12 protein-coding genes are annotated in these 11,401 nt (G+C 37.5%); 9 read left to right on the top strand and 3 right to left on the bottom strand.

What is annotated here, in order from left to right; all coding sequences use genetic code 11:
- The 9 genes from IBX42_RS09240 to IBX42_RS09200 all read left to right on the top strand — a co-directional run.
- A partial coding sequence (locus tag IBX42_RS09240) for a hypothetical protein (protein ID WP_294932086.1) occupies positions 1-270 on the top strand: 270 nt, incomplete at its 5' end.
- A gap of 37 nt (positions 271-307) precedes the next feature.
- The gene (locus IBX42_RS09235) at positions 308-1,063 is read left to right on the top strand and encodes a phosphatidate cytidylyltransferase (RefSeq protein WP_294932084.1); all 756 of its coding nucleotides are present in this window, start codon (positions 308-310) and stop codon (positions 1,061-1,063) included.
- Positions 1,064-1,144: 81 nt separating this feature from the next.
- On the top strand, positions 1,145-2,197 hold the full coding sequence (gene dcm / locus IBX42_RS09230) for a DNA (cytosine-5-)-methyltransferase (protein WP_294932081.1): 1,053 nt from the start codon (positions 1,145-1,147) through the stop codon (positions 2,195-2,197).
- Complete coding sequence (locus IBX42_RS09225; protein ID WP_294932078.1) at positions 2,198-3,226, top strand: DNA adenine methylase; 1,029 nt, start codon at positions 2,198-2,200, stop codon at positions 3,224-3,226.
- A complete protein-coding gene (locus tag IBX42_RS09220) occupies positions 3,226-4,284 on the top strand; it encodes an HNH endonuclease (RefSeq protein ID WP_294932074.1) in 1,059 nt (352 codons plus the stop codon). Before IBX42_RS09225 ends, IBX42_RS09220 begins: the two co-directional genes overlap by 1 nt.
- Positions 4,281-5,348: a 1-deoxy-D-xylulose-5-phosphate reductoisomerase gene (dxr, locus tag IBX42_RS09215; protein WP_294932073.1), complete on the top strand. Its 1,068-nt coding sequence runs from the start codon at positions 4,281-4,283 to the stop codon at positions 5,346-5,348. Before IBX42_RS09220 ends, dxr begins: the two co-directional genes overlap by 4 nt.
- Positions 5,345-6,322 carry a tRNA (adenosine(37)-N6)-threonylcarbamoyltransferase complex transferase subunit TsaD gene (gene tsaD, locus IBX42_RS09210; protein ID WP_294932070.1) on the top strand — a complete coding sequence of 326 codons (978 nt, stop codon included), beginning with the start codon at positions 5,345-5,347 and terminating at the stop codon, positions 6,320-6,322. Before dxr ends, tsaD begins: the two co-directional genes overlap by 4 nt.
- Positions 6,323-6,541: 219 nt before the next feature.
- The gene (gene tpx, locus IBX42_RS09205) at positions 6,542-7,045 is read left to right on the top strand and encodes a thiol peroxidase (RefSeq protein ID WP_294932067.1); all 504 of its coding nucleotides are present in this window, start codon (positions 6,542-6,544) and stop codon (positions 7,043-7,045) included.
- A gap of 100 nt (positions 7,046-7,145) precedes the next feature.
- Positions 7,146-7,901, top strand: coding sequence for a TIGR04219 family outer membrane beta-barrel protein (locus IBX42_RS09200; protein WP_294932064.1), 756 nt, complete (start codon positions 7,146-7,148; stop codon positions 7,899-7,901).
- A gap of 4 nt (positions 7,902-7,905) precedes the next feature.
- On the opposite strand, the gene IBX42_RS09195 is transcribed toward IBX42_RS09200, so the two are convergent.
- The 3 genes from IBX42_RS09195 to IBX42_RS09185 form a co-directional block, all read right to left on the bottom strand.
- Positions 7,906-8,457, bottom strand: coding sequence for a GNAT family N-acetyltransferase (locus IBX42_RS09195; RefSeq protein WP_294932062.1), 552 nt, complete (start codon positions 8,455-8,457; stop codon positions 7,906-7,908).
- Positions 8,458-8,463: 6 nt separating this feature from the next.
- Positions 8,464-10,560 carry a Tex family protein gene (locus IBX42_RS09190; RefSeq protein WP_294932089.1) on the bottom strand — a complete coding sequence of 699 codons (2,097 nt, stop codon included), beginning with the start codon at positions 10,558-10,560 and terminating at the stop codon, positions 8,464-8,466.
- A partial coding sequence (locus IBX42_RS09185; RefSeq protein WP_294932059.1) for a DUF234 domain-containing protein occupies positions 10,556-11,401 on the bottom strand: 846 nt, incomplete at its 5' end. The genes IBX42_RS09190 and IBX42_RS09185, both read right to left, overlap by 5 nt.

Here is an 11,401-nt window from a genome sequence, read left to right as displayed (position 1 = left end):
AATCAGCAGACCGCAACTGCTACCGCTTTGCAAAATGCTCATAACAATCGTATTGAGTTTCAAAACATGATAGCTCAGGCGGCGGCGCAGGAGAAAGAGAAAGAGGTTCTTGCAGTTCGTCCTGCGGAAGAGGTTCATGAAATCGACCCTGACCGTGAACATGAAAAGAATGAAGCTGATCAGGAGACTGCAAGAAACGAGAAGCGCAAAAAACCCGAAGAAGAAGAAAAAGAGACTCCCCCTTTGCATATACTAGATATTAAAGTCTGATAGGCTATAATTGCCTAATTTTAATCGGGGATTGCAGATGAGCATATTTACGGCTTCTAAAGAGAGAGTAACGACAGGTTTGGCGCTTGTTGCGGGAGTGCTTGTTATAGGTTTTATAGATAATTTTTTTCTTATGTGGCTCTTTCTTGGAGCAGTCTATCTTCTAGCCTTTAAAGAGGCGATGAATCTTTTTGATATAAAAAACAGCGATTTAATCTACTACGCTGTAGGTATATGGCTTCTTGCGGCGATCTACCCTTATGGTGACGATCTCTTTGTTTTGGCAGGCGTTGCTTATGCAAGTGCCGTTGCATACAATAGAGAGCGTACTTGGAAAAACTTCCTTCCGTTTGTCTACCCAACAGCAGGAATGCTTTTCATACTAACAATGTATGTGGAGTATGGGGTCATCTCTCTTTTATGGCTTTTAGTGGTCGTTGCAATGACTGACATCGGAGCGTACGCCGTAGGCAAAAGCATCGGCAAAACTCCCTTTAGTACTACATCCCCAAACAAAACTATAGAGGGCGTGGTCGGCGGAGTTCTTGTAGCAAGTATAGCCGGCATGTTTGTCGGCCTTAGTATAGTTGATCTGGGCGTGTCGTTTGTCATCTCTTTTATGGTCTCTCTCGGCTCAATTTTCGGAGATCTGTTTGAGAGCTCTCTTAAGCGCAGCGCAGGCGTAAAAGACAGCGGAAACATCTTGCCGGGTCATGGCGGAATGTTGGACAGAATAGACGGCTATCTCTTTGGAGCTATCGTTATGTTAGTTCTCTTAAGAGGTTTAGTCTAGTTGATTATATGACATATTGTCATATTATTTAAATAGTTAAATAAAAATAGCTATATTGGTTATAAAAGATGAGGAAGTACTATGAAGGTTCCAAATTTAATAGATTCCAATAAGTTATTAGAGGGAAAAATAATAGAAGCATTAACCTATATTGATTTATTTTGTGGAGCGGGTGGTTTTTCACTTGGCTTTGATAAATCAGGATTTCAAAATATTTTTTCTATAGATATTCAAAAAGATTTTTGTGAAACATATCAAGCAAATTTTCCTAAGCATAAATTAATTCAAAAAGATATAACACAGCTTGAAAATGAAACGATACTTGAATTAATTAGCAATAAAAAAGTTGATGTGATTATAGGTGGACCACCGTGTCAGGGTTTTAGTATTGCGGGTAGTATCGGAAGAAAATTTATAGATGATCCTAGAAATAGATTATTTAAAGAATTTGTCAGAGTTGTAGCAGTGATTAGACCGAAATATTTTGTTATGGAAAATGTTGCTAGATTATATACACATAATAAAAATAAAACGAGAGAAGAAATTATAAAAGATTTTAATAAACTTGGGTATAAAGTTGAGTGTGAAGTATTGAATTCTGCTGATTATGGAGTGCCACAAATTCGTAAAAGAGTTATATTTTTAGGTTCAAGAGTTAATCATGATATTACTTTTCCAATCAAAACTCATACAAACTATAAAACAGTCAAAGATGCTTTAGATGATTTGCCAAAGTTAAATTCAGGGGAAGAGTCGACACTTTTAAATCATAAAGCGATGAAGCATACAGCGCAAATGCTTCATAAAATGAGTTTTATAAAAGATGGTGGGACTAGAGAACATATTCCTACCAATGTAAGACCTAAGAGTGGCGATGTAAGAAAATATATAAAATATAATAGTGCCAAACCATCCATTACTATTACAGGGGATATGAGAAAAGTATTTCATTACTCCCAAAATAGGGCTTTAACTGTTCGAGAACTAGCAAGATTACAAACATTTCCAGATAGTTTTGAATTTAAAAGTAGCAGTATAGCTCAACAACAACAAGTCGGAAATGCTGTGCCACCACTTATGGCAGCGGCAATAGCCAAACACGTAAAAAATATGATAGAAAATAGTAGCACTTAAATGATTTTTGATAATAAATACCCAAAAGTAAATTATATTGGAAACAAAGAGAAATTAGCTAATTGGATATGTGATTATTTTCCAAAAGATATAGAATCAGTTTTTGATGCTTTTAGCGGAGGCTCTTCTATAAGTTATGAAGCAAAAAAAAGAGGTCTAAAAGTAGTTAGTAATGATATATTGAAAATCAATTATTATCTAGCCAAGTCATTAATTGAAAATAATCAAGAGATATTAGATGAAGATGACTTAAATATACTCTTTAGCGGTAATACAATAAAGGGATTTATGTATAAAAACTACTCAGAAGTTTTCTTTTTTCCACAAGAGTGTAAGGAGTTAGATTTATATAGAAAAAATATAGAAAATTTATCTTCAGAATATAAAAAAGCAATTGCATTCACTTTAATACGAAGAGCGATGGTGCGAAAAATGCCTTATTCAAGATTTAATCTAAATTGGGAAAAAATAAAACAGCTTAGAGATGAAGAGTATAGTTATGCGAAGTACAAAAGAAAAAGAGCCTATCACAATGAGTCATTTCAAAGTCATATTCTGAAAAATCTTCAAGATTATAATAAAGCTATTTTTGACAATCAACAAATAAATGAAGTATATAATGAGGATATTTTTGATTTGTTAAATAAAGTGAGTGCAGATGTAATTTATTTAGACCCTCCATATACAGGAACTATGAATAATTATTTTGGATTTTATGGTTTGGTTGATGAGTACATAGAATCTAAAAAACTCAAACCTTTTGAGAATAACTTTATAGACAAAAAATCTTCATTAGAACTTTTTGATAAACTCTTTGCAAATTTACAAAATTTTAAATATTGGTTTTTGAGTTACAACAACAATTCATACCCCTCAAAAGAGGAGTTAATAAATATAATCAGTAGATATTCTGATGATATTCAAGTTATAGAAAAACCGTATGATTATAGGGTAACAGGCAAAGAGAAGAAGAGAGAAAACAGTGAGTATTTGTTTATTATTAAAAATAATAAATTTGAGGAAAAATAATGTCTGAACAAAAATATGAGGAATATTGGAAATTAACTTTAGAATATACAGATATTAATTCAGAAAAATTTATAGGGACACTAGAGATTATTGTTAATTTTATTTCTAATCATTACAGGGAACCTTATTCGAGCAAGAAGTATGATAGACTTCAACAAGAAGTAAATCTAAATTATCCAAAAGCAGATATGGGTTCTGTAAGAAAAAGTATAAATCAATTTGTAAAATTAGGATTTATTCATCCTTTTTTGGTGTCGTATAACCCTGAAACTATAGAGTTTATCAATGCAAGAACTAATAGAAAAAGACAAACTATATTCTCAAAAATTATTTATAAATATTCAAGTTTCAACAGTTCTATAACTAACTTTTCAGCACAAAAAGAAGTTAATTTTCTTTTAAAAACACTCGAGGAAGTTGCTACATTAACAAAAGAAAATATTATTGGCTTGATGAATATTAATATTTTGGATTATCATAAAGGGTATGTTACAGCTGATGAACTAAATTTTCATACCAATATTGCCATTGAAAATGGCTTTGTTAGTAGAAAGTATAATCAAGTAGGGTACTTTCTTAATCTATTAAATAAGCTTGATGATATCATCTTCATAAATAATATATTATATTTCGAAGAAGACGCTAAAGTTATTTTCGGAGAAGATTTAAAACAAGAGAGTAGAAAAAGAGATGGATACTTGCACAGAATTTATAAAAATTTACTAAAAGAAGAAGCTGATGAAAAATGTATGGTTGAGAATTTATCTTATCCTTCATTAGTTGCAAGCCATATCAAACCATTTATTCAATCAGATGAGAATGAAGCTTATGACCCAAACAATGGGCTGTTGTTAAGTAGAAATATGGATATTTTATTTGATCAGGGCCATATATCTTTTAGGAGTGATGGAAGTATAGTTTTTTCAAGTATACTTGATGGAGATGTTAAAGTTCATCTAAATAATTATACTTTAGATAATAATTTCATCAATGACAAGAGATTAGAGTATCTTCAATATCATAGAGAAAATATTTTTGAGAAAAAGGGCTTGATTTGATACTTCTCGGCTCCACAGGTTCAATCGGCGTAAATACTTTAAAAGTAGCAAAAAAATTCTCAATTGTTGTTGAGGTTTTAGTCGCAGGAAACAATATTGAACTCTTAAATTCCCAGATAAAAGAGCACAATCCAAAAATAGTCGTTGTCGCTAAAGAGGAGGATGTTTGCAGAGTAAATCACAAAAATGTTTTTTTCGGACATGAGGCGATTTTAAGAGCTATAGAGGAGTCAAAAAGTGAACTTGTAGTAAACGCACTTGTAGGTTTTTTAGGACTTCGTCCGACACTTACAGCTTTGGCATGTGGAAAAAGAGTTGCTCTTGCTAACAAAGAGTCTCTCGTTGCGTGCGGTGCATTTATAGACAGCTCAAAGATTCAGCCCATAGACAGCGAACATTTCGGGCTTTGGTACTTGATGCAAGAGCGACCGATTGAGAAGATGATTATCACGGCAAGCGGCGGCGCATTTCGTGATTGGGATATAAAGAGACTTCAAAACGCTACTTTGGCAGACACCCAAAAACACCCTAACTGGTCGATGGGGCAAAAGATAACCATAGATAGTGCGACTATGATGAACAAGATGTTTGAACTCCTAGAGGCTAGATGGCTCTTTGGTGAGGGCAAATATGACGCCATTATAGAAACAAAATCGCTTATCCATGCGCTAATCGACTTTAAAGATGGCTCGACAACTGCACACTTCGCCAATGCAAATATGCAGCTCCCGATTGCTTTTGCGCTCAATGCCAAGATGCAAGAAAATATCCTCCCGCACGTAGATTTGCTAAAAATCGGCTCTTTAGAGTTTCGAGAAATCACGACTGAGAGATACCCGATTTGGCAGATAAAAGATGAACTTTTGAAAAATCCCTCAAGAGGCGTAGTGGTAAACGCCGCAAACGAAGCGGCAATAGAGAAGTTTATTGCCCGTGAGATAGGCTTTATGGATATATCAAAAACGGTTATGATAGCGTATGAGAAGTTTGATGTTGTGCCAAAAAGCGTTGCTGACGTATTTGCTCTTGATGAAGAGATAAGAGCTTTTGTGAGGACAAAATGATACTGAGCATAGAGAGCAGCTGTGACGACAGCGCGATAGCGGTTACCGAGATAGCCACAAAGAAACTTATTTTTCATAAAAAAATATCGCAGGAGGTAGAGCATTCGGTTTACGGCGGCGTAGTTCCTGAGCTTGCGGCTAGACTTCATGCAGAGGCTCTGCCCCGTATTTTAGAGGAGTGTAAACCTTACTTTGAAGAGCTTAAAGCAGTGGCGGTTACTTCCTCTCCCGGTCTTAGTGTTACTCTTATAGAGGGTGTCGTCATGGCAAAAGCAGTTGCTGTTGCATTAAATATTCCCATTATCGGAGTAAATCATCTTGTTGGGCATATCTACTCTCTTTTTATAGAGAAAGAGACACAGTTTCCTCTGAGTGTGCTTTTGGTCTCCGGCGGGCATACTCAAGTCATGGAAGTAGAGAGTTTAGAGAGTATAAAAACTATAGCAAAAAGTATGGATGACAGTTTCGGCGAGAGTTTTGACAAAGTAGCCAAAATGATGAATCTCGGCTATCCAGGTGGTCCTTTGATAGAGAAGTTAGCAAAGGATGGGGATAGAAAAAAGTACAACTTTACCGTTCCTCTTCATCAATCGCCGCTTATTGCATTTTCATATTCGGGTTTGAAAAATTCTGTGAGGCTTGCCATCCAAAAAGCTGATGAGAGTGATTATAAAGATATTGCCGCTTCGTTTGAACATATAGCGGCGGCGCATATTATCCAAAAACTCAAAAAGTATTTTAAAGAAGTTCCGCCAAAGAGTTTTGCTATTGTCGGCGGAGCGAGTGCAAATCTATATCTTCGTTCACAAATAGAGGAGCTGTTAAAACCCTACGGTGCATCACTGCTTCTTAGTGAGTTGAAATACTGCTCGGACAATGCGGCAATGATAGGAAGAGTGGCTTTAGAGATGTATGAGAGAAAAATATTCAGCTCTATCGATGAACTTGAAGTTTGTCCTAAAAGTGTCATTTAGCTTAAGAAGCACTTAATTATAAGCATATTTTTTCTGATTAAGAGCAAAATTATCCCATTTCAAATATACTTCTTTCACAAAATGTAAAAAATCATTTGACACAGATGTGTCAAGCTTTAGTGCCTTAGCGGCTAGCGTAGATGTCGGAATTACTTCCGACATCGTTTAAAATAGATGAAGGATACCTTCATTTTATAAAATAAAATTAAGGATTAAAAGATGGCAACTACAAAATTTAAAGGTACAGACGTAGAACTAATAGGAAATCAGGTAAATGTTGGTGATAAAGCACCGGAGGTTACAGTTGTAAACTCAGACGGTTTAGGCGATGTAGTAGTTGGTGGCGCTCAAGGCGTTAAGCAGCTTATTATCGTTGTTCCTTCACTAGATACTGGTGTATGTGCTACAGAGACTCGTAACTTCAATGCAAAAGCATCTTCATTAGAGGGTGTTAAAACAACTGTTGTATCTATGGACTTACCATTTGCATCAGGAAGATTTTGTGCTGCTGAGGGAATCGATAAGCTGACTGTTGCATCTGACTTCAGAAACAAAGATTTCGCTAATGCTTACGGTGTTTTGCTTGGTGGTTCTGTTCTTGCAGGTGTTACATGTAGAGCAATCTTCGTAGTAGATGCTAATGGTATCGTTACTTACAAAGAGATCGTTCCTGAAATTACTGAAGAGCCAAACTACGACGCTGCTATCGCTGCAGTTAAATAATAATTTTTCTCCTCCTTCTTCCTTTATAGGGCTTTTGCCCTATACCAATCAAGCAAAATTTTGATACAATTATTTTAATTTATATAAAAGGATTTGTACTATGAAAAAAGTTTTATACACACTTGCATGTGGAGCAGTTCTGACTTCTAGCGTTATGGCTGATTTTTCACGAGTCGAAATGGGCGCGGGAGCTTGGATGCAGACTCCAAAGGGTAGCGCAAGTTACACCGACGGCGGAGCTGACGGTCTTTATACCTCAAGCGAAAATGATAAAACTGAGACTTACGTCTGGGTTCTTATAAAACATCCGGTCCCAATCTTGCCAAATCTTAGATTAGAGTATGTAACTCTGGAAGATAGCGGTTTAGCAAGCGGTCAATTTAAAGATTTTAATATCGATCCAGCCCCTTATACTACGCTCTCTTATGATATGAAACAGTATGATATTATTCCATACTACAATATTCTTGATAACACTTCTTGGATCACTCTTGATCTGGGGCTTGACATTAAAATCGTTGATGCATCCTACACGGCGGCACCATCAGGTTCGTTTACAGGTTATAGCGACAGCGTAACTTTCGCCGTTCCTCTTCTTTATGTAAGAGGAAGAGTTGAAATCCCCTCAACAGAGATAGGTATTGAAGCGGATGTAAAGTACATCACGACGGGTGATTCTACCGTATATGACGTTAGAGCAAAAGTTGATTATACTTTTGATTTTACTCCTGCTGTTCAACCTGCTTTAGAGGTAGGCTACAGAGTTCAAAAACTAGATATTGATGAAAGTAGTATTGATGCAAAACTAGACATTGATTTTTCAGGTTTTTATGCCGGAGTGATGCTTCGTTTTTAAGCTTTTAATCCATCCATTTTTGAGGGTCGTAGCCGTCAGTCGGTCGCACAACCCTCTCTTTTGGCAGCTCTTTTACCATAGTTATAACTTCACTTCCATCAATTGGACTCTTGCCAAAAGAGTTTTCAACCTCTACAAACCCATGCTTTTTAAAAAAACCGACTGCTTTTTCACTGTTTAAAACACTAACGCTCATATACTCAAAAAGTGCGCCTGCTTCTAAAAAGAGCTGTTCAAGCATTGCAGATCCTATGCCTTTAGATCTAAATTCTGGTTTCATTCCGATTGTAAGAACAGGTGTTTTCTCATCTATAAAGCCGTTTGCATTATCATCTTCTCTTAGCAGCCGTAGCCATGCAGCACCCGCGATTTTGTGTTCGCTTAAAGCGTAAAGCCCTAAATCTTTGGATGAGAGTCCGTAAAATTTGCTGTAACTCTCAAGTTGCATGACATCTTTAACCGTTTTGCCTACTTCATCAAGACGGTAAGCGAAGTGGAGCATGTCGGTTGCGATTTTTTGCTCTGAAGATCTTAGAAAATAGAGTGTTGGTTTCATTTTGTTTTATATCAGACTAAGTCCGACTTTTCCTTTTTCTTCATCTATAGATACAACCTCGATTTGAGGCAGGTATTGGTTTAGCGATAGCACTTCAAGCGGATGAGAAATTTTTGTCGCGCTCATCTTTGAGATGTGAATCATGCCGTCATTTTTCAGCCCGATATCCACAAATGCCCCAAAATCGGCAATATTTCTGACAATACCTGAGACAAAACTTCCTACACTCAGCATTTTAATATCCGTTACGCCCTCTTTAAACGGGATGGGCGGCAGCTCTTCTCTTGGGTCAAAACCGGGTTTTTGCAGCTCTTTGATAATATCTTTTAGCGTCTCTTCCCCGACATTCAGCTGGGCAGCTTTTTGCTTGATATCAACAGTTGCCAAATCAAGAGCGAGAAGTTTTTTAGCAACTTCGTAACTCTCAGGATGAATTCCGCTGTTGTCAAAAATATTTTTGGAGTTTTTTATGCGGATAAATCCTACAGCCTGCTCGTACGCTTTTTTACCCAAACCCTTTACTTTCAAGAGCTGCTCTTTTGTGTAAAAAGCCCCGTTTTCTTCTCTAAAAGCGATTATATTTTGGGCTATTTTTACACCTATACCTGCAACGTAAGCCAGAAGTGAGAGAGATGCGGAGTTTATATCAACTCCTACGCGGTTTACCAAATCCTGCGTAACATCGCCCAATTTTTTCTCTAAAAGTTTTTGATCAACGTCATGTTGATACTGCCCGATACCCAAACTTTTCGGGTCTATCTTAACTAAAGCCGCCATCGGGTCCTGTAGCCTTTGAGCGATAGAGATAGCGCCTCTTATGGTTACGTCAAGGTTAGGATACTCCTGCGAAGCAATCTTTGAAGCGGAGTAGACCGATGCTCCCGCTTCTGAGACGACCGTATAGTTTAGTTTCGCATTCTCATCTCTGTTTAGCCGTGCAAAAAACTCCTGCGTCTCTCTTGAGCCTGTTCCGTTTCCGATAGCTACACCCGTGATGTTATACATGGAAGTTAGTGTTATAACCTTCTTTTTGGAGTTTTCATAATCCTTCTGAGGCTCTGTCGGATAGATAACGCATGACTCAAGGTAGTTTCCGTTTTCATCTATAACAGCCAGTTTGCATCCCGTTCTATATGCTGGATCGACTCCCAAAATAACTCTTTTAGTCACAGGAGGAGTCATAAGAAGCTGGTTTAGGTTTTTTCCAAAGACCGAAATTGCGGCTATGTCGGCTCTCTCTTTTAGCTCGGCTTGAACTTCTCTCTCAAGGGAAGGAAGCATGAGCCTCTTTAGTCCGTCTCTGTAGGCTTCAAAAAGGAGCTCCTTTGAGCCTGAGGCGTTGCGGGGGATTTTGTACTCTTTTATATTTGCTTCAATGTAATCGGTGTCGATAGTTATTTTTACGGAGAGCTCTTTTTCCTTAACCCCGCGCATAACGGCAAGATAGCGATGCGATGGCATGTAGGCTACTTTTTCGCTTTTTTGGGCAAAGTTTTTAAACGTTCCATCTTCATCAAAGTTTTTTGTCTTTTTAATCTCTAAAACTCCATGGCGAAGCATGTTGTTTCTTATGGACTCACGCTCACGAGGCATATCGGCATATCGCTCTGCCAAAATATCCTGCGCTCCTTGCACCGCTTCATCTACGGAAGTAACAGCACCTTTTACAAACTCTTTTGCCTTTGTTTTAAACTCGGCTTCGCTAAGTCGCGCTTTTTCTAAAATATCTGCAAGAGGAGAGAGACCATTCTCTATGGCAGTTGCCGCACGAGAATTTTTCTTCTCTTTGTATGGACGGTAGATATCCTCTAAAACACGCAGACTCTGGGCATCTTCTATGCTTTTTTTAAGCGCATCGCTAAGAGTTGCTCTCTCGGCAATAAGCCTTAAAATCTCCTCTTTTCTCTCTAAGAGTTTTTTGGCACTCATGTATATAGTTTCAAACTCACGAAGTACCTCATCATCCGCTCCACCCGTCATCTCTTTGCGGTAGCGGGCAATAAAAGGGATGGTTGAACCCTCCTCAAGAAGTTTTAAAATATTTTCTATATGTTCACGCTTGAGGGCAGTTTTTTTGGTTAATAGATTGATTAAATTGTTAATATTTTTTCCCTACACACTCTATAAAATCTTTTTCGCTCAACTCTTCTATTAGTGTTTTAAAGTTTTTAAGCCCAAAGAGTTTCAAATTTTCGCCCTTTAAGGCTTTTAGCTCGTTTGAAAAGCCGCCTTTGGAGACTATAACATAGATATTAGGCGTTAGCTCGGCTAAGCGGCACTGCTCTTGAAGCTTACTAAGCTCACTCTTTTTTGCTTTTTGGTTGGAGTATTTGCATACTCCCGCAACGACTTTACCCGACTTTGTCTTTGCTAAGATGTCTATCTGCGTATTTCTATCCCAATAGCTTCCAATCTCTACAATCGGGTCATCTTTGAGGCTCTTTTTTATAAGCTCATGGGAGAGTTTTTTAAAAGTAAGTTCGTAAAATTCGCTTTTACGATTGGCAAATGATTCGGTAGCCTCTTTGAAATCTCCATCTTTGATAGTTTTAAAATAGGGGGAGACAAAAGCAAACCAAAAACGTATAAAAGGAGTGCTGAAGTTTAGTTTTTCATCTACCTTATCATCTTCATTAGGTGGAGATTCAAGTGAGTATTCGCGTTTGAGAATGTTTTTAGCGCAAAGTGCATCGATTGCCTCTTCGCCCTCTGCTCTTGAGATGCGTGCTCTCTTTAGTGCAGAGTGAACTCGTCCGTCACCTGTTGCAGCGGCGCTTAAGAGTGCGTGGCTTATCTTGTCGCTGTGAGTGATTTTTGTAATGTCTCCATGGATATATGTATAGTTTTTTAAAACCTTACTCTCTATCAACTCTTCAAGGCTCTTTGTCATCTCAACGCCCCAGCTCATCCCGCCAAATACCGAGAAGTACTCTATTGAGCGCTC

Origin of the sequence: Sulfurimonas sp. (assembly GCF_014859695.1) — a bacterium.
Classification (GTDB): domain Bacteria; phylum Campylobacterota; class Campylobacteria; order Campylobacterales; family Sulfurimonadaceae; genus Sulfurimonas.
The sequence above is the reverse complement of the archived record's forward strand: the minus strand, read 5'-3'. Positions and strand labels throughout refer to the sequence as shown.

Coding starts and splice junctions, on each gene's coding strand:
- IBX42_RS09235 (WP_294932084.1), top strand. CDS start 308: ATGAGCATATTTACGGCTTCTAAAGAGAGAGTAACGACAGGTTTGGCG.
- dcm (WP_294932081.1), top strand. CDS start 1,145: ATGAAGGTTCCAAATTTAATAGATTCCAATAAGTTATTAGAGGGAAAA.
- IBX42_RS09225 (WP_294932078.1), top strand. CDS start 2,198: ATGATTTTTGATAATAAATACCCAAAAGTAAATTATATTGGAAACAAA.
- IBX42_RS09220 (WP_294932074.1), top strand. CDS start 3,226: ATGTCTGAACAAAAATATGAGGAATATTGGAAATTAACTTTAGAATAT.
- tsaD (WP_294932070.1), top strand. CDS start 5,345: ATGATACTGAGCATAGAGAGCAGCTGTGACGACAGCGCGATAGCGGTT.
- tpx (WP_294932067.1), top strand. CDS start 6,542: ATGGCAACTACAAAATTTAAAGGTACAGACGTAGAACTAATAGGAAAT.
- IBX42_RS09200 (WP_294932064.1), top strand. CDS start 7,146: ATGAAAAAAGTTTTATACACACTTGCATGTGGAGCAGTTCTGACTTCT.
- IBX42_RS09195 (WP_294932062.1), bottom strand. CDS start 8,457: ATGAAACCAACACTCTATTTTCTAAGATCTTCAGAGCAAAAAATCGCA.